Genomic DNA, 24668 nt, shown 5'->3' with positions numbered 1-24668 from the left:
TACCTATTTGAGGTTTGTGCTTTACGATATCTTTAATATCTATCTCGTTTGTATAACAAAATAATTGTAAATAACACAGAGAAAATACGGAGTTTTTTAGATTGCCAATGTATTATAATGTATGAGCAAAACTCTCTTGACAATTTTACTGATTTGTGCTTTGGTTTCAAGGGGAAATTTTTTCGTCTAAAGCTTTTTTAGCCAAGCGGGTTGCATAAACGGTGAGGGCGATCGTTGCTACCAAACCAATGCCGTAAAGAGTCCACTCAGCAGCAGTGCGCGATCGCCCGCTAGATCCAAGTGCAGCCAAACTCCCGGCCAGGGAACCGATATAAACATACATGACTGTTCCGGGAATCATGCCGATCCAAGATGCCAAAAAATAATCTTTTAGAGATACCTGCGTGACTCCAAAAGCATAGTTAAGCAAATTAAACGGAAAAATGGGAGAAAGTCGCGTCAGCAGCACAATTTTCCATCCTTCAGAAGCAACTGCGGAGTCGATCGCCTTAAATTTTTGATTGCCCTCTATCTGTTTGGAAACCCAGTCGCGAGTTAAATACCGCCCTACCAAAAAAGCGCAAGTTGCACCTAAAATCGAGCCGATGGAAACACAAACCGAACCGCCAACGACTCCAAACAAAACGCCCGAACCGAGAGTCAGCAAAGAACCGGGGATAAATAGAACTGTTGCGACAATGTAAATTAGAATAAAAGCTGCCGGGCCCCAAGGGCCGAGACTCGCGATCGACTCCAGGGCATTTTTCAGAATTCCTTGGAAGTTGAAAAACTTAGTCGCCACAATCAAAGCCACAACTAAACCAATCCCTAAAATCAGTTTCCACCTATTTGATGGCGGCGGATTTTCATCGGGCGATCGCGAATCATTCATTACTTAAACTCCCCAGTCTAAATTGCATACACCGTCGTTTCCAGGGTAGGGACACGGCACTGCCCATTAGTGTCAACTTAAGCTGTTAGCCCGCCAAGTCCATCCGCCCACCCGCCAGTCCGCCAGGGGTTGAAACCCCTGTCTAATAGCGAAAGTCCTCTCAAGAGGACTAATAACTTCTTCAGTCCTCTGAAGCGAGGACTTTAGCTTTGAGGCAGGGGTTGAAACCCCTGCCGGACTATGGGTTCTACCTTAACTTGACACCTATGGGCTCTTGGAGTGTCCCTACTGTATTGCTCAAATCAAAGTACCGCCACAGCTAGAACCGCTACCCGCCGTACAGCCGTAACAATAAGCAGCAGTTTGCACCTCTTGAATCACATCTAAACTGCCAGATTCGAGCAATTTAGCAACAGTTATCTTTTCCCCGCTGCCAGTTTTCGCCGGCAGATTTTCCATTTGGTTAAAATCGCAGTCGTAGACATTGCCCAAATAGTCGATCGACAATTCGTTACGGCACATTAAATGTTCCAGAGTACCGGGATTAAAATTATCCTCCAAAAACCCCAGATAAGGCTTGTGAAGTTTCTTATGTTCCAAATGAAACTTAGTTCGTCCCACCGGCAAATTAGTAATCGCGAACAATTGATTAAAACAAATCCCAAAATGTTCGGCTAAATAAACCTTGTAATCTTCCTCTAACTTGCCTTGTTCCGGTGTTAGCGAAAACTTGTCTGTTGCCGGCACTTGTGGATTGTACACCAAATCCAGAGTTAAATTTGGGTTTTTTCCGTATCCCAACTGATTTAGCCTTTGCAGCGCCCGAATCGAACTGTCAAAAACACCGTTGCCACGCATTTTGTCCACATTGTCAGCTTGGTAGCAGGGAAGCGACGCCACAATTCTGAGTTTTTGCTGCGCGCAATATTCGGGAATATCTTCAAAACCTTTTTCAAAGTAAATCGTCAAATTAGAACGAACAATGACCTCTTTACCTGCCGCCCTGGCAGCTTCCGCTAGCGGTTTAAAACCGTAAAGCATTTCGGGAGCACCGCCGGTGAGGTCAACAGTTTGAATTTGAGGAAAGCGGCGAATTATTTCAATTAATTGGTCGCAAATTTCCGGGGAAAGTTCTTCTGTTCGTGTCGGGCTAGCTTCTACGTGGCAGTGAGTGCAAGCGAGGTTGCAGCGTTTGCCGAGATTAATTTGTAAAACTGTAATCTGCTTTTTAGTTAAAGCTGAGTTAATTTTGTTTTTGAAAGGGGTGACTGCTGTCTGAATCATGTGCTAACCTTTTGGTCTGTGCTCGCAACGAATGTAGAGGCGTTCCGGCGGAACGCCTCTCATAATTTAGCACTAATTCTAATAGTTCTGGACGCATCAAAACCCAAGAAACCGGGTTTTTTGCCGTTTGTGCGGGATGTAAAGCGTGTTCTGAGAAAAAAACCCAGTTTCTGACCACCCGTGCCTGTAGGACTATTAATCTTACTTTAGAGAGTCCACTAATGCTTCAACTCGTGCTTTAATTTCATCTCGAACGCGGTGAAAAGTTTCGATGGGTTGTCCGTCGGGATCGTCGAGTTGCCAATCTTCAAACACTTCTCGCAATACCCACGCTTCGGGTAAATTCACGCCGCAGCCGCAGAGAGAAATTACTGCATCGTAGTCTTCAGCATTGAATTCGCTTAATGGGTTTGATGTTTGATCAGTGATGTCAATGCCGATTTCTGACATGACTTGAATTGCTGTCGGATGAACTCTGCTTGATTCTAACCCGGAACTGGTGACTCCAATCTTGCCGGCTCCGATGGTTTTAGCAAATCCTTCTGCCATTTGCGATCGGCAGGAGTTTCTTTTGCAAACAAACATTACTTTTTTCATGGTTTTTGTTGGTTATTAGTTGTTAGTTGTTGGTTATGGGTTGTTGTCGGGGTGGCGGCGGTTTCTAAGCGCCCGGTAATTCAAGGGCGCGATTTGCTAGGGCGATCGCCTCTTTAGCTGCTTGTTCCTTGCGTTCGCTGTAGCGATCGGTCAAATAGTCCGTTTGCTCTCGCAACAGCAAGGTAAACTTGTACAGTTCCTCCATCACGTCGATCGCGCGATCGCGATAAGGCGAATCCTTCATCGTCCCATCTTCATTAAATTCCTGATAAGCCTTAGCAACCGAAGACTGATTCGGAATCGTAAACATCCGCATCCAGCGGCCCAAAATTCTCAAAGTATTCACAGCATTAAAAGACTGGGAACCGCCGCTGACTTGCATCACCGCCAAAGTTCGACCTTGAGTTGGTCTGACAGCCCCAATATTTAAAGGAATCCAGTCAATTTGGTTTTTCAGAATACCCGTAATATTGCCGTGCATTTCTGGACTAGACCACACTTGACCCTCCGACCACAGGCTTAATTCCCGCAACTCTTGAACCTTCGGATGAGTATCGGGAACGCTGCCGTAAATTGGTAATTCTAGAGGATTAAATAACCTAATCTCTGCACCGAAATCCTCAATAATTCTCGCCGCTTCTTCCGCCAACAAGCGGCTGTAAGAACGATCTCTTAACGAGCCGTATAAAAACAAAATTCTCGGTTTGTGCGTAAAATTTGTCATGCTACTTTTAATTAAAGTCCCGAAATCCGTTAGATATTTCCCGATAAACTGCGACTGCTAATTGTGCCCCCCAAATAGGAGCAACCCAGTAAACCCAGTGGTGTTCCCAAATGCCGCCAACTAAAGCCGGGCCGAGAGAGCGTGCCGGATTCATACTCGCTCCGGTAATCGGCCCCATAAATGCAGCTTCCAGTCCTACAGTTAAGCCAATTGCTATCCCGGCAAACCCGATGTGAGCGCGTCTGTCAAGTCCTGAACCGAGGATAACAAACATTAAGATAAAAGTCAAAACAGTTTCTAAAATTAGAGACTGCAACCACTTACCGTTGAGAGGGAGAGTTGCACCGAGATTTGCTACTTTTCCTATGGTAATTAGCAGCACTTGAGAAGCTGCGATTGCACCCGCACACTGCCCTAAAATGTAAGGCAAAACTTTATATTTTGGGAAAAAACCGCTCGCCCAAAAGCCTAAAGTTACGGCAGGATTAAAGTGTGCACCGCTAATGTGTCCTAGGGCGTAAATCATCGCAGTTACTACTGCACCAAATACAAAACTGATGCCTAAATGAGTTACGGAACCAGCGCTAGTTTTGTTAACCATCACCGCACCGGTGCCTGCAAAAACCAAAATAAATGTACCTAAAAATTCGCCGATCACTTCTCTGCTGCACTCCGGTGAAAACAAGCTGCCCGCTGTCTTATAAACTGACTTGAACATTGAATCTCTTGATAACTTTAGCTTTGTTGTTGGATTATAGTTGCAATCCAGAAGGTGCCCAATTATACCTAAAAAGTTGTCTGCTGTCGCAATAACTCGCCAATAGTCAAGTCAAGCTGAGCTTGACCACCAAAAACTGTGCCAACCTTCCCATTGTAGAAGTGCTGATAAATTAGTTGATAGCCTTCTTTTGGTAAAGGAATATAACCCACAGAACTAACTAAGGTCGGAGCTTTCTTCATGTAGAATTCTACAAAGTTGCGTAGTTCTACTTTATTTTGAGCCGAGTTGTAGTTGACATAGATAAATAGAGGTCGTGCCAGGGGCTGATACTGAGCTTTTTCTACAGTTTCGCGGGAGGGCAACACTGCTCCTTTGCCTCTGTCAATACCTACAGCTTTCAATTGACTTTGGTGGTCTTCGTAATAGGACAATCCAAAGTAACCTAAAGCATTTTCGTCTTTAATAACTCCTTGCACTAAAACTGTATCGTCTTCACTAGCTGTATAGTCGGTTCGACTTGCTTTCGCAGTACCTACTGTGGCCTCTGTGAAGTAGTCAAATGTACCGGAATCTTTGCCTGCACCGTAAAGGGTTATAGGTCGATTTGGCCAATTAGGTCGAATCTGATTCCAGCGGGTAATTTTTCCTTGGGCGGCAGGTTCCCAAATTTTTTTCAATTCCTCTACAGTAATGTCTTTTATCCAGTTATTTTTGGGATTTACTACTACTGTTAGCGCGTCAAATGCGACAGGTAATTCGTAGTAGCGAATGCCAGCTTTGTTGCAGGCTTCCATTTCCCCTGGGCTGATGGGTCGCGAGGCGTTGCTGATGTCAGTTTCGCCAGCACAAAACTTTCTAAATCCTCCACCAGTACCGGAGAATTCAACAGTAATTGATGCTTTTTTGGGATTGGTATTTTGATATTCTTTGGCGATCGCATCCGTAATTGGATACACGGTGCTGGAACCGTCAATTTTAATGCTTTGCGATTCTGGCGACTGGACTTGTCCGCAGGAGCTGAGAAGCCCGATCGCACCTATGGTCAAAGCAATTATACTTAGTGCGAAAGCCTTGGGCTTTTCTGCTGGCTTCATTGACCTCACCCAATGTCATTACTAAGGGGTACACTGGAATCATATCAATAAAACTTGATATGTCAAGTATGAGGGAAGACAAACAGCAAATAAACACATTAAGAAATGTTGATGGGTTAATCAGCGTCAGAACAGGGGCGCGCCGGCAGGATCTGGCACGATCGGCGGTATTCGGCCAGGTATAGTTCGAGGGCGACAAACTGAGCTAAATTGAGGCTGTAGTAAATCCAGCGGCCTTCTTGGCGGCTGCGGACTAAACCGGCTTCTTTTAGGGTTTTGAGGTGGAAAGAGAGTTTAGGCTGAGGGACAGAAAGTCGATCGCACAATTCGCAAACGCACAACTCCTGTTCCCGCAGCAACTCCAAAATCTGAATCCGCAGGGGGTCAGAAAGAGCGTGAAAGCCGGAGGAGACAAGTTTTTCCGAAATCTGTCGCTGTGAAATGCGATCGGGCGCAGCCGTAGAATTTTTAAGCATCAATTATTTAGAAAACATCCATACAAAACATCATAGTTTCTCAAGCTTCCTCCCAGAAAATCAGTGCATTCAGCCTCGACAGATTCTTCGGACTTGATTACTTCGGATTCTGTACCCTTGCCGGCACATCAGTGAGTCCCGCCTTCTGCATCAGCGAAATCACCCCTATAGATAAAATTCCCCCAATAATTGCCCCAACAACTACCAGGATGATAAAGACTTTTTGCAGAGTTTTTTTAGTTGCCGGGTGGTACTGTTTCGGCAATGCTTCACCTTGCTCGTCAACTTCTTGCTCCAAGGGGTCTAAGGGATTGGAGGGATTTGAGTTAAAGGGATTGGGCGCTTGATTCATGGCTGGCTTTGGTTAAATTATATCAACAACTATTTTAACTTGCGATTTGTACGCAGCAGATTAAATAATACATTCTGGTTTCACTCAAGACTCTATAAAATTTATTAAGATACCGAGAATCTTACCAACATTATTGATAAAATATTCGCTGGTGTCAATCTCGATCGCAATTCCTTCTAACTTGAAAAATTTCCAGATACTCCCAGTTGTGACCACTCCATAAATTTTCTGAATGTCATTTTCTTGACGCTGGTTAAATATTTGTGCTGCGATCGTTTCTGCCATGCACTGTCCTAAGCCGGATTGGATGTTGTCATTTTTGGCTTCAACCAAGGCGATAACTGGGGATTCAATGACTAGCTGTTCCGGCGATCGGCTAATTAGAAAATCGCAATAACCGCTCAAACCCCTAGCAGCGTCTACATTGAATTCTCGACCGGAAAATAAACTCATCCGTTGCGGCAGCAGTTTTTTTATCTCAACTAATATTGGCGCGACAATTAGCTCTGAGCGAGCTTTATCGGAATTAATTTCTAGTGCTAAAGGCAGATTGAATTGCAAAGTTTCTTGCAAAAAACTGCTGGGTTCTATTTCGGGAATGTCAGCAAACAAGCCCATGTTGCTCGAAAAAACGATGCCGAAAGTTGCCTTAATTTGTTCTATGCTAAATTGGCTGTAGGGCATTTCACTGCCTCTCTCAAAACAATAATTTTTTCAAACATCGCAGCCGGGGCGGGTTGCTCTGATTTTACTACTTAAATTACAGATTTTAGTGAACCCGCCTCTACAAATTTTTACACTTCTGCTTTTGACAGGCGATCGAGAGAAATTGTTGCCGCCTTAGATACTTGAGAATTACTATCTTTTTCTAAGTATTTCAAAGCCGAAACGCTCTTAACACTCGGCAAATTGCCCAAAGCTTCAGCCAGCCTCTGGCGGATCAGCCAATCTTCCGACTGAGCAAAGTTGAGGATGCGATCGATCGCCCCAATATCTTTAATTTCCCCCAAAGCCGAAATTGCCGCCTGTTGGATCACCACTTGATCGCTGTCGAGAGCTTTCAGCAGCACATCGCGGGCCCGGGGATCTTTGAGATTCCCCAGAGAAACAGCAGCGCTGAAGCGCACCAGCCATTGAGTATCTTCGTAAAAAGCGCGCACCAAAGCATCAAAAGCTCTGATATCTTCGAGATAGCCCAAAGCACCCGCAGCGTCAGCGCGAATGCCGTAATCCGGGTCTGTTTCTAGCAATTTGACTAGAATAGGATAGCACTCTGCTGTCGGTTTGACCCCAAGAGCAAACACAGCCATCGATCGTACTTGCAAACTTTCGTCGTTCAACACCTTTTTAATCAAAGGCACCGCCTCTGCAGCAGGCACATTCCGCAAGTTGGCCAAAGCCACCATTCGATCGGCGGAATTTTGGCTTTCTAACTTGGCTGCAATTTGCTCTAAGCTTAAAGTTGTCATTATGCCTAATTTTTGTAGTAAAACTTTACATTCTGGTTATTTTGATTATAGGGGAGTCTCAGGATAAAAGCAGGTCGTAAAAACCGCCCAAGGATTTGAAATGAATGAGATTGCGGATTATTTCCATTAATCTGAAGCTCAGATTAATGGAAATAATCAATTAGAAAGTCTATTATTTAAGTCGCAAGCACAGGCGAGGTGTTACACTATATCGGATAATCCCTGGACTTTATTGTACATTGCTTAACAAAGCAACAAAAAACTTTTCGTTTCTCCCCACAAAAAATTATGATTGTCGTTGAAAGGCATTACATAGACCGGCAGCATCAGTTTTTTAAAGAGTTTGATGACTTATCTTTCCTGTCCAAAAAACTCTACAATCATGGTAACTATTACATGAGGCAACACTTTTTTAACTCTGGGTCAAAAGTTGGCGCAGCCTGGAGTATAAAACAGTTATATGCCATCCTAAAACCCACAGCCGACTATAAATCATTACCTGCTAAAATTAGCAATCAAGTTCTCAAACAAGTTATTCACGATTGGGAGGCTTGGAAAAAGTCAATCAAGGCTTATTACCGAGATATCCATCAATTTTCATCCCCCCCCCGAATTCCCAAATACAAACATAAAACCTGTGGACGTAACTTGTTAATTTATGATAACCAATCGATAGGACAAAGGGGAAAACAGAAAAATAATGGGCTACTTCATTTATCTCAAAGTGACATAATAATTGCTACAAAAGCCCAAGATGTCATAGAGGTAAGGATAGTTCCTGCCACAGCGACCTACGTTGTTGAGGTTGTTTATGAAAAGCCTGTAACATTGGTGGATTTAAACCCCCAACTCATAGCCGGTATAGATTTAGGGATTGATAACCTCGTCGATTTAGCATCAAATAAGCCAACAGTTACTCCAACTATCTATGATGGAAAACATCTCAAATCAATCAATCAAGGTTTCAATAAGCGTCGAGCATTTTTACAGTCAAAACTTGAGAAAGGGAAATATACCACACATCAAATCCAGCAAATCACCTTTAAGCGAAACAAGCGAGTTGAAAACTATCTTCATCAAACCAGCAGTTTGATAGTCAAGCGGTTGGTGGACGCTCAAATCGGGCAGTTAGTTATGGGCAAAAATGTGGGGTGGAAACAAAATTTACAATTAGGAAAAAAAACGAATCAGACGTTTGTAGCAATTGCTCACGCCAAGCTCATAGAAATGATTACTTACAAAGCTGAGTTAGTGGGGATAAAGGTAACAGTTACAGAAGAATCTTATACAAGTAAGTGCAGCTTTTTGGATTTAGAGCCTGTCGGTAAGCAAGAGTCTTACCAGGGTAAGAGAGTTAAACGTGGGTTGTTTCGGTCGGGGAATGAAACGCTGATTAATGCTGATGTGAATGCAGCATTAAATATGATTATAAAAGTAAACGGAAACTCACCCTTTGAGGAGTGCAGCAACCGTATAGAGGTGTTTGCAGTTTCACCTGTACGGGTTTCACCTGTACGAAAAGAGCCACAAAAAATCCGGTAATGTCAAGTATTGCCCGGTTTTTTGTGAACTGTTTCTGCCGTTCCCTAAGGCTTTGCCCGATCGTTAGCCGCCCTCTGACAACCTGCAATCCACTATGCCGTTCTACCACCCACCCTTTTACTCCTCAGCCTTAGAACAAGCGATCGATCGCTACCCCCTCACTGCCGGGCCAGAAACTTCCTTAGCAGTGGCGATCGCCCTGATGAGTCAGTTGCAAAACAGTTGTCCCCTCGTCAAAACACCTGTACCCTCAGACCGGGGGGGGATGACCGAAACATCCACGCCGGAAAAGGTGCGGGCCCGCTGCGTGTTCGTCGTGCAGAACCAGCAGACTATTACCACAGGCAACTTATCCGACAACCCCAGCCGCGGACTGTTAATCGGCATATTAACTCCCGCCGACCTAGTGAGGCTGATAGCTTCTGGCACAATAGACAACCAGCACAAAGTAGCCCTGCACAAAATACCAATTTCCGAAGTGATGTCCCCGGTGTCGGTCTCCCTCACAGAATCCGATGACCAAGACGTGTTTACCGCCTTATCCTTATTTCGCCAGCACAAGATTCGCTATTTGCCGATCGTCAATCAATTTCGCCACTTGGTAGGAGTGCTGACGCGGGAAAGAATTCGCCAAGTATTGCAACCTTCAAACATTCTTAAATTGCGGCGGGTAGCAGAATTAATGACTACGCCAATTACAGCGCCTCACACCGCCTCGCTGCTGACCATAACCGAACTGATGTCAGAGCATCAAGTCAGTTGCGTAGTGATTACAAAAAACAAAGAATTAACAATGGAGAAGCCCAAAGATGAGTATACCTCCATTTTTCACTATTCCTTTCACCAACCCCTGGGAATAATTACCGAATATGACCTTGTGCAGGCACAGTTTCTCGAACTAAATTTCAAGCAAACCCCAGCTCAAAAAGTCATGAGAACTCCCCTGCAATTTCTTCAACCTTCCGATTCCCTATGGACGGCGCACAAAGAAATGCAGCAGCAACAAGTGCAGCGGTTGGTCGTGTGCGGGGGGCGCGGAGAACTGTTGGGAATTATTACTCAGACCAGCTTGCTCAGAGTCCTCGACCCCACCGAAATGTACCGAGTTGTCAAACAGTTGCAGCAGTCGGTTTATCAATTGCAAGCCGAAAAAGTGGAACTGTTGCAAAGCCGCAATGCCAAACTGGAACAGCAGGTGCGGGAACGGACTGCAAAACTCCACGAACAATTGCAGCGCGATCGGCTGTTAACTCACATTTCCTTGCGGATTCACCAATCCTTAAACCTCGAAGAAATTCTCAACGCCAGCGTCGATGAAGTCCGCCAAGTTTTGCAAGCTGATCGAGTAGCAATCCTGCATTTAGAGTCCAGCAATTACGGCATTGTAGTGGCAGAATCCGTTGCCGAAAATTGGCCTTCAATCTTAGGAGAAATCCTGCCAGATAATATTTGGCAAGAATCTGCTTCGGTGATAGAACAGGAAATTTATGCCGTCCCCGACATCGACCAAGCCCGTTTGAGCGCCGAAAAATATGCCTGGTTCCAGCAAGCGCAAATCAAAGCTTATTTGATTGTACCAATTTTGCAAGACGGCAATTTGTGGGGGATGATGTGTGTTCATCAGTGTTCCCAATCCCGTCAGTGGCAGCCTTCGGAAGTGGATTTGCTGCTGCAACTGGCAACTCAAATCGCGATCGCCATTCAGCAAGCCCAACTCTATCAGCAAGTCCAAAATCTCAACACCGACCTCGAACGCCAAGTCCAAGAACGCACCGCCGAATTGCAGCAAAAAGTTCACGAACTCCAGCATTTAAACGTCCTCAAAGATGAATTTCTCAGCACAGTTTCTCACGAACTGCGGACGCCTTTAGCTAATATAAAAATGGCTATTCATATGCTGAGAATTTCTCCCACACCAGAGCGACGGCAGATTTATCTAGAAATTTTAGAAACAGAATGTACTAGAGAAACAGATTTGATTAATGCTTTGCTAGATTTGCAGCGGCTAGAAGCTGCAACTTGTCCGATCGACCTCGAACCAGTAAACTTAGAAGTCTGGCTGCCTACAATTATCGACCCGTTTTACACCCGGGCCCACGACCGCCACCAGGATTTGCGAGTAGAGTGCTCACGCCACCTCCCCACGATCAGTTCCAACCGCGCTAGTTTGGGACGAATTTTAGCCGAGCTCCTCAACAATGCCTGCAAATATACTGCCAATGACGGAGAAATTTTTCTGAAAGTAGAGTGCAAAAACGGAGACTGGGAACCAGGAGGACAAAGGACAAATTCGCGACAAGCAAGTGCTGTGGCTTCAGAAATCCAATTTACACTCAGCAATCAATCGTCCATTTCCATAGAGGAATTGCCTCGAATTTTTGAGAAATTTTATCGAGTTCCCAACGCCGATCCTTGGAAACAAGGAGGTACAGGTTTGGGCTTAGCTTTGGTTCAAAAACTTGTGGAACAGTTGCAGGGAAAAATTGAGGTTGACAGCAGGAATGGCTGGACTAATTTTATCGTCACATTTCCTACCAACCCGGATGGAAATTAGTCCGCCATCAGTCAATTGTAGATTGTAGATTGTAGATTGTAGACTTCGGCATAAGGGGTTCGGCTCGCGCGAGCGTCGAACGATTTTAGATTTTCGATTTACTCCACAGACGAATCTAGGAGACTGAACAAGAGTCTAAAATTTTGGGAGTTCCATGACCACGAATTTCAAAGGTAGTACCCGCCACGTGATTTATCCGTGGAATCAATCCAAAATCGAAAATCAAAAATCCTCAAGAAAGAGCATTTATCTCGCGCAAGTAAATCTAAAATCTAAAATCGAAAATTTAAAATCGATTGACTCCTGTCGGGGGCTGGTATCCTTTTTTTGGGGGTCATCTTTGTTGGGTCTCATATCAAATCTACTCTTCATCGGAATAGTAAATTCGAGTTGACTGTTGACTGTTGACTGTTGACTGTTCACGGCGTCAACAGTCAACAGTCAACAGTCAACATCATGTATGAGTGTTACCGGAAATGATATAGCCATCCTCGCATCATTTGTGAATTTCTTACCCCCTCCCCTTGATAAGGGGAGGGTTGGGGTGGGGTCAAAAATTTACGACTCCTGCAAGGATTGCTATATCACTCTTTTTTGGGAGCTAGTTTGCGGATACGAGACGGTGCTGGTGTCAAATTCAAATATTCATTTTTATCTTCAACAACTGATGATCTTGATGCTGGATACTTCTTGCGTTTAGGGGCATGATTCGCAACTGTGCCCAAGCATGGTATGCCAAAATTTTCTAATTGACTGAAAACTTTTTGAACTAAAGAAAAGGGAACCTGGCGAATTGCTACAACCATCAGTATGCCATCGGTGCGCGCCGCTAAAAAATTCGTATCTTTACTGTCCGCCAGCGGCGGCGTATCGTAGATAACTAAGTCAAATTTTGCCTGAAGTTCTTCCATTAAATACTGCATCTGAGATGATGCCAACCGTCGGGCAGTACCAGGATTCGGGAGACCAGCAGTTAATACAAAAAGATTATCTGCTAGATGCGATCGTTGGATAATTTCATTCGGTTCGTTTTTATGGTCGAGCAAGTTGCTCAATCCCTTGACATTAGGCAGTTCCAACAGCAAGTGCAGGCTGGGCGAATGCAAATTCGCGTCTACTAACAGAACTCGCTGACCCGCCAGCGCTGCCACGTGAGCTAAGTTTAAAGCAACGGTAGATTTCCCTTCACCAACTGTAGCCGAACCAATTGCCACAGAGCTAATCGTTCGATTAGAAGAAAGAAAGCGGATATTAGTATAAAGAGAGTCAAAAGCTTCTATAAATTCCGCAGCAATTTTCTTATTACCCTCTTTTCCTTCAAGATAAGCATAGGCATTAGCAATAGAAGGCTGCAACTTTCTAGCATTTTTGTCCAGAGGAATTGCTCCCAATAAAGGCGCTTCAACCGCATCTTTAACGTCATCAGCACAGTAGAAAATATTGCGGAACTTTTCAATGAGGATAGCAGATCCCAGACCCAAAACAAGCGCTCCAACAACTGCCATCAAAAATTTGTTTTTAGCTTTCGAGGCAACGGGAACGAATTCGCCTGTTTTAATATCTTTCGGTATCCGGGGCTCAGAAATTATTTCCCAAGGTACTTGGCTTTGAGCTGCTTGGACGCGCAGAGTTTCCCGCTGGCTTAAAAGTTGATCGCGGGTGCGGGCGGCTACTTCTAATTGCTGTTGCAGTTCGTTGTAGCGGCGGGCTATGGTGGGGAATTCTGTTGCTTGTCGGTTTAAATTGTTTTTAGTTTGGCTGATAGCCTGACGGCGAGCTTCTAAGACTTCAACTTGGTTAGCAGTATCAACCAATTGTTTAATCAAGCCTATGCGAATAGAATTTTGAAAATTCTGAACTTTAGAATTGGCTTGGGTGCCTACTAAATTTTGCCCCAAAATTCGATCAGTTTGCTGGTTGAGCAAAGCTACTAAATTGGCCCGCTTGCGCTCTAAAGCTTCCACTATAGGGTTAGCAGATTTAAAACGAGCTGTTTCTACAGCAATCTGACCTTCTACTTCCTTAACCTTGGTCAGCAACTCTTTATATTGAGGTTCTTCGCTTAAAGCGGAAGCGGCAATAGCTTCATTTGGTGTAAAATCTAATTGTTTTTGCAAGTTAGCGTACAGCGTTTTCTGTTCTTGCAGTAGCCTTTGAGTTTCTAACTCTAAAGTTTCTACGGTGCGAACTTGCTCGATCAATTGCGCGCCTTGTTCTTGAGGGTCGGTAATCTTTTGCTGCTGCTGTATCACCTGTAACTCCGATTTCAGGTCGTTTACGCGCTTATTGAGTCCCGGAAGCTGGTCTTCAATAAATTTAACACCTTCACCAATCCGAGTCTTGCGTTCGTCAAGACTATACTTTAAATATTTCTTTTTAGTTTCTTGTAAAACGAACTCAACAAATTTAGGATCAGCCCCCATGAAGCGAACTTCCAAAATTTTAGTCAGCGTCATCTGATTTTCTCCCAGCCGCAAAACGACTAATCCTTTTTGAAGAATTTCTTCGGTAACTTCTGGATATCGTTTTTGGACTTGTTTAACAATAGCCGACAGCATCTGAGGACTCTGGAGAATTTGAAGTTGAGTTGCGTAGTCCAAACTAAAAAAATCTCGATTAGGCACTGCCCCCCCCTCGCCGCGATTGGCTAGGGCAGAGGGATCAGCAATTCTGGCCTCCGTTGTCACGGGTTCCACTAGCAGCCGAAAATCGCCTAGATATGTTTTCTTGCCTCCCTTGATCTGATAAAAAGCTCCAACGCCTACTAGACCTATAATCCCCAGAATGATTAGGGCTTGTCGCTGAAAAGTCCTCAACAACGGTTTTACATTCAATCCTTTCTGAGGCTGCGCGCTTAACTCTTCTCCCTCGTCAACGGAAAATTGCTGCACCTGTCGGCTCTGGTTGCTAATGGGTACGATATGAGCGTCCTGTTCTCTTTCCATGTTGACCTCTTTGATATTTTGGGGGTAAAATCAGCTTTGTTCTGCGAGCCTTCTAGTGGATACTTTGAGCATTGGCTTAAGGATATCACACGAAATTATTGGTTGGTCGATCCCACTTCCTTCTAATAGTTCTCACTCTTTTCACATAGTATACAAAAATAACTAAATCCCTATGCTGTGCCGGCTGCAAAAGTTATTTTACAACTTCTGGAGAGTTGTATCGGACTGCATTTGGGTCGGCTGCGTTGTGCTTGTATGTATGGTTTCCGGGTGACGAAGCAAACTTTTTCGGGTGTCGCTCAGCTTCGCGGTAGGGGCGCAATAACTTTACCAAACTTTTACAATTGACTGTAACACCTCAGCCGTCGCTTGCGCTGGTATTGGTTTGTAATCTATGACCTTTTTCGGTTCGCAGTCAACGGGAGAAGCATATGTTAACTTACTCGTTAACTGACAGGCTAAAACGTTGGGCATTTTCTATTTAGATATAATTAGTAACATTCAGCGAATTTTTGGAACGGCAACTAATCGAATCAATTTCCGAGAAAAATCTGTCTCTTCTTTTAATTATAAACTTTTTGAGTAGCTGGATGACTAATTAAGTATATAGATTTAGCTTCCGGTGGGAATTATATCACAAACTCATCTCTATAGTGCGCGACTGACATAAAATTTAATAATTTGTTTTTTCAAGCTCGATCGACATCTCGAACAACTCAAACCTTCGCGGTTTTTCTACCGAGGCGGATGGCGCTGGGCGATTTATGTATTTTCGTAAAAAAACTAGGTTTCTGCGTTCCGGGGCTATTACTAAAACTATCGCTTTTATTCGCCCTCCGAGCAAGCTATAGCAATCCTTTCGGTAAACGCGCAACGGGCTTTTTTTGGAATTAACCGATGACATAAGAAGATGACACATTGTTAAATACAAAAAGAGTTCGCACAAGATGGGAGGATTGCTATTGATCTCGCTCGGAGCAGCTATTGGTAGTGGTTATTTTTAGATTTGACTAATTACCAACTACTCCTTATTAAGGCTTACTGATTTTGTGCTTTTCTTTCTCGCAGCTTCAACAATATTTCTGCATGAACTTCGCGGGTTATGGGATAAAAGTATGTAAGAATCATGCCAGCAATTAAAGCAATTGTGGGCAGAGGTCCGATCGCAACTCGAATCGCAAACAGTGCAGACTCTGGCTGTACGGGTGCAGGCTGTCCCGGAACTGTAGATAGAAATCCAGCTCCTTCTAATGCTTGGCCTACCAACCACAAACCCCCTGCCAATCCGATTTTTTGCAGCAGTACCATAAACGAATAGAAAACCCCTTCGCGTCTTTCTCCTGTTTGCAGTTCGTCGAGTTCGATCACATCCGGTATCATCGACCAAGGTATGAGATAAGCCGTGGAAACTCCGACACCTGCCATGACTGCTAATAAGTACATCTGCAATACTTGTCCTGGTTGCAGAAAAAATAGTCCAGCTTGAGCAATAATCCACAGACTCATGCCCATAAAATATACGGCTTTTTTGCCGTATCTCTCGCTGACTTTACTCCAAACAAATAGCATGATTAATGCAGTGCCTTGAACTGCGATCGCCACCAAGCTAAAAACGTACTGTGGCTGTTGCATCCAGTTAACAACAAAGTAGGGAATAATAGTAGCAGTCAACTGCACTCCCAGCCAAGAAAAAAGATAAATTCCAATGACGTACAAAAAAGGACGATTGCTAAATGCAATCTGCAACTGTTCTTTCAGTGGCAAGGATGTAGAATTATCTAGTTCTGCGTTTTCTAATAGTTGGGCTGCCACGTGCTTGCGAGTTCCCAAAACGCACCAGTACAAAGGCAAGACAGAGATAACTGCACAGATTGCACCTAATACTAAATATTGTTGATTCGGGTTCTTTTCAAATACAGCAAAGATAATTAGAGCTAAGATTAAGGAAAAGATGCTGCCGCCAATGGAGAAAGCAAACCGAAAACTATTAAGGCTAGTGCGTTCGTTGTAGTCTTGAGTAAGTTCTGGAGTCAGGGCTGTGTAGGGAAGATTGACAGCGGTGTAGGCGGTGTTGAACAAAATGCTGATCGCAACATAGTACCAAAATAACACTGTGTGATCCGTGCTAGGTACTATCCACTGCAATAAGAAGAATATGCCGAAGGGAATGCCACCATATATTATCCAAGGATATCGGCGGCCCCAAGGGTGAGAAGTGCGATCGCTCAAAACGCCCACAATCGGGTCATTTATGGCATCCCAAACCTTGCCAACTACCAAAATATTACTGGCTAAGCCTGCCGGTAAACCAGCGACATTGGTAAAGAAAACTAGGAGGTAAAAGGCCAAAACATTAGCGGTAATTGCCGGGCCGAGGTCGCCGGCACCGTAAGCTAATTTTGTCGAGAAACTGAGTTTTTTTGTTGCGGGGTTGTTGGCGGCTGGTTGAGGCCCGGAAGTGTTGCTCATAAACTTTGATTTCGAGATTTTTTGGCAGTCACAGTCTTTCCAGTAGGAGTATAACTCGCGCTACGCCCTAATACTAAGTTTTTTGTAGCGATCGGGATTATTCTGAATAATTGGTAATTGATAATTGGTAATTGATAGATTTGTTGGGGCGGGTTCACCAACAATAATCGCCCCAAAACAAACAATCTCAAAAACCCGCCCCCACCCAACTTTCCAAGCCAAATGTACGTTCAGATTTACGGTGGGGTGGGGGCGGGTTTATATGAATTGTCGGTCATTGTTATGTATGGTTTGCGAACCCGCCCCACAACGTTGTGGTAATTCGAGCGATATCAATATACACAATACCCGTAGATACCGTAGCAGCTACGCACCATACAAGGGGCGGGTTTTAGCCGAAATATCGATCCCTAGCTAAAGATATCGATAAACCCGCAGCCCACAGACTTAAGGAAACAGTTGCGAAATCTGAACTTCTATTTCTGGAAAGGCCAGCATTGACAAAACATCATCTTCATTAAATACTGTTTCTTGTCGGTAGTTGGCCTCGCCCGGTTCGCGAAAAACATAAACTTGCCGCGTGTTAACATCAAGTATCCAATAATCACTAATTCCCGCCTTAGCATAAGCCGGTGTTTTCCGCTTGCGGTCTGTTTCTAAAGTCGTGTCAGCTATTTCTATTAATAATAAAATATTGTCGGGTGCGGGATGAAAATCTTGGTACAGCCGAGGGTCGATTTGCACTACAGCAATATCGGGTTCTGGTTCTGAATTTATACTTAGAGTAACCGGGTCTTGAATGCGAATTAAAGCAAGTCCTGCCAGCAGATTTCTCAGATAGTCGGCTGCACAGAGGTTAGTTGCTGCGTGGGGAGGATTTTTTGCACTCATTGAAATAATTTGCCCGTCAATTAATTCGACTCGTTCATCGGGATTGAGAATGCCAGTTTCGGTCATCCGGCGGTATTCGGCTACAGTCCACAAGCGTACATCTGTTACAGTCATGGCACAATTTCCTTTTGCTATATTATCTATTATCGAGTCACATTCTAGTTTTTATTAAATTACTCGGTCAACAATCTAGATTTAGCTGTAATTGCTCCCACACACCACAAAATGGCATTGACAATTTCCGAGCGCTGAATATCTTCTGCGTCTAAAAAACTTGCAAACTCTTCCTCAATATTCAAATGGTCTGCAAAATCATAAAGTATGCGCTTGTATTCAGTTGGCATCGGTATTAAAGTAGCTTTCACTAAATCGAAAAGCGCGTTCAAACAGTTGAGGATAGTAGCTGACTCGTCAAAATCTTCGGCATCGAGCAAGTACAGCGTTTCTGCAATGTCGCAAATAGCGTCTATTTGTGTGGGTGGCTTTCCCAGTTTGCTGACATCGATATTGCACAATTGGAGAGCGTTAATCGCTAATTCTGGACGGGTAAAAAATACAAGTTGACCGCCGGCTACTAAAGGTGGCTCTTGTTCTCCACAGACAATTAGAGTATATAGATTTGGTATTTCGGTGTCGGGGTCGATCCGGAAACCGAACAGCCACAACAATTTTTCTGTATTTGGGCTCGCTGTTTGCAGTGTTGTTGGGAAAATATTTGGTTCTGACATGAATTTTTAATCCCTATAATACGCTGTTAAACTCGGTTTATACGCAAATTTTTTGTCTTTTAGGACTTACGCAATCATTCCAGGTATGGGGGCAACCACGGGGGTTTGCCCCTACAAAACACTATAAGCTGTTGTGCATTTAAATTGTATATTTCGAGTCCCGATCAAAAATCGTCAAATCCTCTCCCCCTCTCCTCTTCTCCCCCTCTCCCTCTCTAATACCATAGGCAATCTAGATGCAACACAGCTTATATTGAGGCGGTGCGTAAGTCCTGTCTTTGTGAGAAATCTAGAGATAAACCGGGTTTATAAGGCAAGAGTGCGTAATCTTTTCCCTATAAGTTTTGCTGGATGATGTCGCAGCATTCGGCAACAGTTGCTCTTTTTTCCATTGCTGCTACTAGGGCTTCGTAAGCTGATTTGTGGCTTTCGATCAGGTTTTTTGCTCGCAGCAAACCCCAGTTTTGTTTAAGTTGAATTTCGGAACTTGGACGGCGCAGTTGTGTTAAAATTGCACTAATTTTGGTGCGGTCTTCTGCTCCTCCTTGTGCGCTGCCGTAAACAAATTTTTCGGCGACAATTCCGGCCATCCACACGGTACAATATTGGTCTAAAAGTTGGGCTGAAAGTGTGCCTGTTTGGAGTTGAGATGCTAATTGTTCGTCTTCAAATCGCACGCCTCCTTGGGCTGTTTGACCTTGTTTAAATGCTTCCCAAGCGTTGAGGGCGTAGCTGGTTACGGGAATTCCCAAGAGGTACGCGACTAGGAAGTGTCCGGCTTCGTGGTGAAGGATACGATCGCGCTTTTGTTTGGAAGTTCCCCCCAGCCAATCTAATAAAATAGTACCGCCTTGACCTTGCCATTGGAAACTGTCGAGGGTGGCTAGCCCCAACAGGCAAAAAGTGGCGATCGCAGGTACGGCTTCTGGCAAGTTGAATAGGGGACCCAACAATATGGAAACGGTGATGGCAAAGATAGAAATAGCGATAATATTCAAAGAAGTGTCTTTCATAATGGCGAATGGCTAACAGGGAATTGGTAATGGGTAATTTGTAATAGGGAATTGGTAATGGGAATGGGTTTTAGAGGTAAACTCAGGTACGATCGCGCGATCGGTTTGGCAGCGTCGGGTCGATCACAGCAGCCGGGACTTCCGACAAAAACACCACCTTCCAGTTTGACTGAAAATTGCCCCTCCGAAGCCACCGATATTAAAAAGATATTAAAATAAATCAAAGTCCAGTAAAAGTGTTAGTGGAATCCTTCATGTCAGTTTTGGCAGCGATCGCAGTTTTAGGTATCTTGATTGTCGTTCACGAACTCGGCCACTTCTTGGCGGCGAGACTTCAACACATCCATGTCAACCGCTTCTCTATCGGTTTCGGGCCCATCCTCTGGAAGTACCAAGGCCCGGAAACTGAATACGCCCTCCGCGCCTTTCCCCTGGGAGGTTTCGTGGGTTTCCCGGACGACGATCCCGACAGTACAATTCCCCCAAATGACCCGAATTTGCTCAAAAATCGCCCCGTACTTGATCGGGCGATCGTCATTAGTGCAGGGGTAATTGCCAACTTAATTTTTGCTTATTTCCTGCTGGTGGTGCAATTGACCACTGTCGGCGCTGCACAAATGAACTACCTACCGGGAGTTAAAGTCCCGGAAGTCGCCGCAGAAGTCAGTTCGGCCGCCAAACAAGCGGGAATTCGATCGGGCGACGTTGTTCTGTCTGTTGACGGCAAGGAATTGGGGGCTTCCGCCGAAGCAAGCAAATTATTGGTCGCAGCAATCGAAAATCATCCCAACCAACCCCTAGCGTTGGAAATTCAGCGCCAAGAACAAAAATTTGTGGTGACAGTCACTCCTGAACTGTCGCCCGAGGGTAAAGGCCGCATTGGGGTGAAGCTAGTTAATAACGGCACTGTCGTGCGGGAGAGGGTCGGAATTGTAGAGGCGTTTAGCAAGGCTGCTACAGAATTTGAGCGGATTGTGGTGCTGACGGTTCAAGGTTTTGGGCAGTTATTTAGCAATTTCAGCCAGACGGCCGACAAGTTGTCCGGGCCTGTGGCGATTGTGGCGATTGGTGCAGGGATTGCCAAATCGGATGCTGCAAGTTTGTTTCAGTATGCTGTGCTAATTAGCATCAATTTGGCGGTGATTAATATCTTGCCTTTACCTGCTTTGGATGGCGGTCAGCTAGCTTTTCTGTTAATAGAAGGACTGCGGGGTTCTCCTCTGCCGAACCGCATTCAGGAAAATTTTATGCAGACTGGTTTGGTGTTGTTGCTGGGTTTGGGAATTTTCTTGATTATTCGCGATACAGCTAATTTGGCTGGGATAGATTTTCGATTTTTGATGCAATAGTAAATGAGGGAAGAGGGAAGAAGGAAGAAGGAAGAATTATGTCGAGTTTTCCGTTTTCCTATTTTCCTATTTTTCCCTCTACTTTTTTTCCTACGCAAGCGAGGCAGAGCCTCTGGTTATGGGTTCCCCGGTCGTGCCTGGAAGTTAAAAACAAATAACAAATAACAAATGACTAATGACTAATGACTAATGACTAAAAAGTTAAGTTTAAAACAACGATCGCTCGAAATTCTGATTCGCCTCAAACGCCTATATCCAGAAGCTCCTTGTACTCTCAACTACGAAACTCCCGTGCAGTTGCTGGTGGCGACGATTCTCTCGGCTCAGTGTACGGACGATCGAGTAAATCTGGTAACGCCGGCTTTGTTTGAGCGTTTTCCCGATGCGGTTGCTTTGGGAAATGCTGATTTAGAAGAATTGGAGCGTCTTGTGCGATCGACTGGTTTCTACCGCAATAAGTCTAAAAATATTAAAGGTGCTTGTCAGGCGATCGTCAATAAATTTAACAATCAAGTGCCGCAGCGGATGGAACTGCTGCTAGAATTGCCCGGAGTTGCCCGCAAAACGGCTAATGTCGTTCTCGCCCACGCTTTTGGTATTAATATGGGCGTGACGGTAGACACTCACGTCAAACGTTTGACTCAGCGGTTGGGATTGACCGAACATACCGATCCTATAAGGATCGAGCGCGATTTGATGGTATTGTTGCCGCAGCCGGATTGGGAAAATTGGTCGATTCGGTTGGTTTATCACGGCAGGGCAGTTTGTAATGCGAGAAATCCGGTTTGCAATATTTGCGAACTTGCAGATTTGTGTCCTTCTGCTAATAGTTAGGTTGTCCACCATTGTTAAGTACAGGCAAGATGCCTGTACCACAAAAAAATTGAGTTATTGCAGATTTTTACCCTTCTGCTAATAATTAGCTATTGCACAGATGTTAAGTACAGGCAAGATGCCTGTACCACAAAAATGTTGAGTTATTGTGGAACAGGCATCTTGCCTGTTGCTAAAAATGTTGAGTTATTGTGGAACAGGCATTTTGCCTGTTGCTAAAAATGTTGAGTTATTGTGGAACAGGCATCTTGCCTGTTGCTAAAAATCTTGTTGACAAAAGAAATAATTAAAATAAAAGCGATCCGAAATCACCAAAATATAGTAAAATAGTAGATTGTGATTTATCTAAGGATATCAACAGATTATGGCTAAAAAGAGCATGGTCGAGCGCGAGAAAAAGCGCCAGAGACTCGTAGACAAGTACGCCGACAAGCGGGAAGACCTGAAAGACCAGTTTGACCAAGCTAGCAATCAGATGGACAAAATGGCGATTCACCGCCAACTACAACAGCTACCCCGCAGCAGTTCGCGGACTCGCTTGCGGAACCGCTGCTGGGCAACTGGACGGCCCAGAGGTTACTATCGTGACTTCGGACTGTCTCGGAACATGATGCGAGAAATGGCTCACGAAGGTCTTTTGCCCGGTGTTGTGAAGTCTAGCTGGTAGCACGAGAAAGAAGGAAGAAGGAAGAAGGAAGAAGGAAGAAGGAAGAAAAAAACTCACAATTAATCGGCAGGATTAGGTTTGGGGTTGATTTTTGTTTCAGACTTATGAGTTAAATTTTCCTCCTTCTTGCTTCACTGGCCGCAGCATTTATCGATGCCGAGACTTTCGAGTAACAAGTCGCTGACGGCATTGGCGATCGCAAATTCGCCGTAGAAGCTTTTAGAAAAATCATAGGCCTGCATTTCGGTGACGATCGCAATTACGAGGCTGCCCACGTCATTTTCGCCTTCCATGCGCTGGCGGACATAGATTTGGGCAGCTCTTTTAGCTATTTGCTGGTTGGCTGCTTCTGGGATAAACTCGGAGTCTAGCCATGCCAGCAGCGTTTGTTGGAGCCATTGGCCTTCTTGTTCGGGGTTTTTGGCGGGCGGTAAGGTAATAGGTTCAATGGTTTCAGACATGATTATTCCTAATTGCTAATGTTGACTTTGAAAAGTTAACTGAGAAATGACAACTGATAAATATATGCAATATGATATACCGACAATTATACAAGGATATGCCCAAGGCTACTTCTTGATGGCAAATGAGGGCGAGGAAAGTTTGGGGTGGTATTCCAGTCGGCAGCGGGCGCTGATTCCCCTGGATGAAAGATTTACCTATCCGAAATCCCTGCGTCGCCAAATCAATCAAAATCGATTTTCCGTGGCTGTGAACCGCGATTTTGGGGCGGTGGTTGAGGGTTGTGCCGATCGCGAAACGACTTGGATTTCTAAGGAGCTCAAGAAGATTTACTGGGGTTTGTATGAGGCCGGTTGGGCTTACAGCTTCGAGACTTGGTGCGGGGACGAATTGGCGGGTGGTATTCTCGGATTGTCGATCGGCGGTGCGTTTATTGGGGAGTCGATGTTTTACCGAATTCCCGAGGGTTCTAAGGTGGCGATGGTGAAGTTGGTGGAGAGATTGCGCGATCGATCTTATCTACTTTTCGATGCTCAAATGAACAATCCGCACTTGGAAAGATTCGGAGCTTATACTGTTAAGGAAAAACTGTATAACACTCTTTTGCAAGCAGCTTTGAAGCGCCGCTGTTCCCTATTTTGAATATTCTGTCATTCGGCAAAAGGCACTACCGTTTGCGACCCGTAGCTGCTTCAAACAATAGTATAATTAAGCTGAGATACTTCTCGGAGACAACAACTATGCAAGTCACAACCGAAGAAATTATTTATCCATGCAGCGACGGTCAGCCGATGGCAGATAGCACAATTCAATACAAATTAATTGTCACAATCAAAGAAGGTTGCGAGTCGCTGTTGAAAGATGACCCAAACGTGTTTGTAGCCGCCGATTTACTGTGGTATCCGGTTGAGGGTAGAACAGATATTTCTCAAGCGCCCGATGTAATGGTGGTATTTGGGAGGCCAAAGGGCGATCGGCGTTCTTACCTACAATTTCGTGAAGATAATATTCCTCCCCAAGTCGTGTTTGAGATTCGCTCTTTCAGCGACAGCCAAATAAAAATGAACAAGAAATTTTCATTTTACAATCGCTACGGAGTTGAGGAGTATTACCTTTATGACCCAGCACAAAATGAGTTGACTGGTTGGCAAAGAATTGAAGGAATGTTAGAAGTAATTGAACCGATGGAGGGCTGGATAAGTCCAAGATTGGGAGTGCGGTTTGAGTTAGAATCGGAAGGGTTAGAAATTTATCGACCTGATGGACAAAAGTTTCTTTCCTATTCCGAATTAGATGAACAGCGAGAAGTAGAGCGACGGCGCGCCGAACAAGAATTTCAGCGTGCCGAACAAGAATTTCAACGGGCAGAAGGACAATTTCAGCGGGCAGAAGAAGCCTCGCAGCGGGCCGAACAAGAAGCTCAAAAAGCCCAACGTTTAGCCGCCAAACTGCGCGAATTGAACATCGATCCAGATAGCATCTAAGCTCGAACTAGGAGAATAAACCCGGTTTGTCAAAGAAATCGGGTTTCTGGGGATTGCAGTTATTTACTTTTTTCAGGGCGAACGGGGATATTTGGTCGATCGCCCCCCACTCAAACCCGAT

Annotated in this window: 24 protein-coding genes; 8 read left to right on the top strand and 16 right to left on the bottom strand. The window is 44.6% G+C overall.

Annotated elements, in window-relative coordinates; all coding sequences use genetic code 11:
- Nucleotides 1–166 precede the first annotated feature (166 nt).
- The 10 genes from QUB24_RS03760 to QUB24_RS03715 form a co-directional block, all read right to left on the bottom strand.
- The gene (locus tag QUB24_RS03760) at nucleotides 167–892 is read right to left on the bottom strand and encodes a TVP38/TMEM64 family protein (RefSeq protein WP_333150779.1); all 726 of its coding nucleotides are present in this window, start codon (nucleotides 890–892) and stop codon (nucleotides 167–169) included.
- A 297-nt stretch (nucleotides 893–1189) separates the two neighbouring features.
- Complete coding sequence (arsS, locus tag QUB24_RS03755) at nucleotides 1190–2176, bottom strand: arsenosugar biosynthesis radical SAM (seleno)protein ArsS (protein ID WP_333150777.1); 987 nt, start codon at nucleotides 2174–2176, stop codon at nucleotides 1190–1192.
- 201 nt (nucleotides 2177–2377) lie between these two features.
- On the bottom strand, nucleotides 2378–2773 hold the full coding sequence (gene arsC / locus QUB24_RS03750) for an arsenate reductase, glutathione/glutaredoxin type (RefSeq protein WP_333150775.1): 396 nt from the start codon (nucleotides 2771–2773) through the stop codon (nucleotides 2378–2380).
- 64 nt (nucleotides 2774–2837) lie between these two features.
- Nucleotides 2838–3497, bottom strand: coding sequence for an arsenical resistance protein ArsH (gene arsH, locus QUB24_RS03745; protein WP_333150773.1), 660 nt, complete (start codon nucleotides 3495–3497; stop codon nucleotides 2838–2840).
- Nucleotides 3498–3504: 7 nt separating this feature from the next.
- Nucleotides 3505–4215, bottom strand: a complete 711-nt coding sequence (locus QUB24_RS03740; RefSeq protein ID WP_333150771.1) for an MIP/aquaporin family protein — start codon at nucleotides 4213–4215, stop codon at nucleotides 3505–3507.
- 68 nt (nucleotides 4216–4283) lie between these two features.
- A complete protein-coding gene (locus tag QUB24_RS03735) occupies nucleotides 4284–5312 on the bottom strand; it encodes a PstS family phosphate ABC transporter substrate-binding protein (protein ID WP_333150769.1) in 1029 nt (342 codons plus the stop codon).
- Between the two features lie 116 nt (nucleotides 5313–5428).
- Entirely contained in the window at nucleotides 5429–5788 is a 360-nt protein-coding gene (locus tag QUB24_RS03730) for a metalloregulator ArsR/SmtB family transcription factor (protein WP_333150767.1), read from the bottom strand.
- Nucleotides 5789–5885: 97 nt separating this feature from the next.
- Complete coding sequence (locus QUB24_RS03725; protein ID WP_333075830.1) at nucleotides 5886–6140, bottom strand: hypothetical protein; 255 nt, start codon at nucleotides 6138–6140, stop codon at nucleotides 5886–5888.
- 84 nt (nucleotides 6141–6224) lie between these two features.
- Entirely contained in the window at nucleotides 6225–6824 is a 600-nt protein-coding gene (locus tag QUB24_RS03720; RefSeq protein WP_333150765.1) for a hypothetical protein, read from the bottom strand.
- Nucleotides 6825–6934: 110 nt separating this feature from the next.
- A complete protein-coding gene (locus QUB24_RS03715) occupies nucleotides 6935–7609 on the bottom strand; it encodes a HEAT repeat domain-containing protein (protein WP_333150763.1) in 675 nt (224 codons plus the stop codon).
- Between the two features lie 288 nt (nucleotides 7610–7897).
- On the opposite strand from QUB24_RS03715, the gene QUB24_RS03710 reads away from it, so the two are divergent.
- Nucleotides 7898–9151, top strand: a complete 1254-nt coding sequence (locus QUB24_RS03710) for a transposase (RefSeq protein ID WP_333150761.1) — start codon at nucleotides 7898–7900, stop codon at nucleotides 9149–9151.
- A 94-nt stretch (nucleotides 9152–9245) separates the two neighbouring features.
- Nucleotides 9246–11705, top strand: a complete 2460-nt coding sequence (locus tag QUB24_RS03705; RefSeq protein ID WP_333150759.1) for a CBS domain-containing protein — start codon at nucleotides 9246–9248, stop codon at nucleotides 11703–11705.
- Between the two features lie 584 nt (nucleotides 11706–12289).
- Here the strand turns inward: QUB24_RS03705 and QUB24_RS03700 are convergent.
- From QUB24_RS03700 to QUB24_RS03680, 5 genes are all read right to left on the bottom strand, one after another.
- Nucleotides 12290–14650, bottom strand: a complete 2361-nt coding sequence (locus QUB24_RS03700) for a polysaccharide biosynthesis tyrosine autokinase (protein ID WP_333150756.1) — start codon at nucleotides 14648–14650, stop codon at nucleotides 12290–12292.
- A 1038-nt stretch (nucleotides 14651–15688) separates the two neighbouring features.
- The gene (locus QUB24_RS03695) at nucleotides 15689–17119 is read right to left on the bottom strand and encodes an MFS transporter (RefSeq protein ID WP_333150753.1); all 1431 of its coding nucleotides are present in this window, start codon (nucleotides 17117–17119) and stop codon (nucleotides 15689–15691) included.
- A 447-nt stretch (nucleotides 17120–17566) separates the two neighbouring features.
- Complete coding sequence (locus tag QUB24_RS03690) at nucleotides 17567–18124, bottom strand: Uma2 family endonuclease (protein ID WP_333150751.1); 558 nt, start codon at nucleotides 18122–18124, stop codon at nucleotides 17567–17569.
- A 59-nt stretch (nucleotides 18125–18183) separates the two neighbouring features.
- A complete protein-coding gene (locus QUB24_RS03685; RefSeq protein ID WP_333150749.1) occupies nucleotides 18184–18738 on the bottom strand; it encodes a hypothetical protein in 555 nt (184 codons plus the stop codon).
- A gap of 335 nt (nucleotides 18739–19073) precedes the next feature.
- On the bottom strand, nucleotides 19074–19751 hold the full coding sequence (locus tag QUB24_RS03680; protein ID WP_333150747.1) for an ATP-dependent Zn protease: 678 nt from the start codon (nucleotides 19749–19751) through the stop codon (nucleotides 19074–19076).
- Nucleotides 19752–19808: 57 nt separating this feature from the next.
- On the opposite strand from QUB24_RS03680, the gene QUB24_RS03675 reads away from it, so the two are divergent.
- The 4 genes from QUB24_RS03675 (at nucleotide 19809) to rpsN (ending at nucleotide 22601) form a co-directional block, all read left to right on the top strand.
- On the top strand, nucleotides 19809–19970 hold the full coding sequence (locus QUB24_RS03675; RefSeq protein WP_333096380.1) for a hypothetical protein: 162 nt from the start codon (nucleotides 19809–19811) through the stop codon (nucleotides 19968–19970).
- A 35-nt stretch (nucleotides 19971–20005) separates the two neighbouring features.
- Nucleotides 20006–21100, top strand: coding sequence for an RIP metalloprotease RseP (gene rseP, locus QUB24_RS03670; protein ID WP_333150745.1), 1095 nt, complete (start codon nucleotides 20006–20008; stop codon nucleotides 21098–21100).
- A 189-nt stretch (nucleotides 21101–21289) separates the two neighbouring features.
- Nucleotides 21290–21934, top strand: a complete 645-nt coding sequence (gene nth / locus QUB24_RS03665; protein WP_333150742.1) for an endonuclease III — start codon at nucleotides 21290–21292, stop codon at nucleotides 21932–21934.
- A gap of 364 nt (nucleotides 21935–22298) precedes the next feature.
- A complete protein-coding gene (gene rpsN, locus QUB24_RS03660; protein ID WP_333148712.1) occupies nucleotides 22299–22601 on the top strand; it encodes a 30S ribosomal protein S14 in 303 nt (100 codons plus the stop codon).
- Between the two features lie 131 nt (nucleotides 22602–22732).
- On the opposite strand, the gene QUB24_RS03655 is transcribed toward rpsN, so the two are convergent.
- The gene (locus QUB24_RS03655) at nucleotides 22733–23062 is read right to left on the bottom strand and encodes a hypothetical protein (RefSeq protein ID WP_190740107.1); all 330 of its coding nucleotides are present in this window, start codon (nucleotides 23060–23062) and stop codon (nucleotides 22733–22735) included.
- Between the two features lie 46 nt (nucleotides 23063–23108).
- Here QUB24_RS03655 and aat point away from each other — a divergent pair, with 46 nt between their 5' ends.
- A complete protein-coding gene (gene aat / locus QUB24_RS03650) occupies nucleotides 23109–23705 on the top strand; it encodes a leucyl/phenylalanyl-tRNA--protein transferase (protein ID WP_445300381.1) in 597 nt (198 codons plus the stop codon).
- A 98-nt stretch (nucleotides 23706–23803) separates the two neighbouring features.
- Nucleotides 23804–24547: a Uma2 family endonuclease gene (locus QUB24_RS03645; protein WP_333150740.1), complete on the top strand. Its 744-nt coding sequence runs from the start codon at nucleotides 23804–23806 to the stop codon at nucleotides 24545–24547.
- Nucleotides 24548–24668 lie beyond the last annotated feature (121 nt).

Source organism: Microcoleus sp. B9-D4 (assembly GCF_036705105.1).
GTDB lineage: Bacteria > Cyanobacteriota > Cyanobacteriia > Cyanobacteriales > Microcoleaceae > Microcoleus.
The sequence above is the reverse complement of the archived record's forward strand: the minus strand, read 5'-3'. Positions and strand labels throughout refer to the sequence as shown.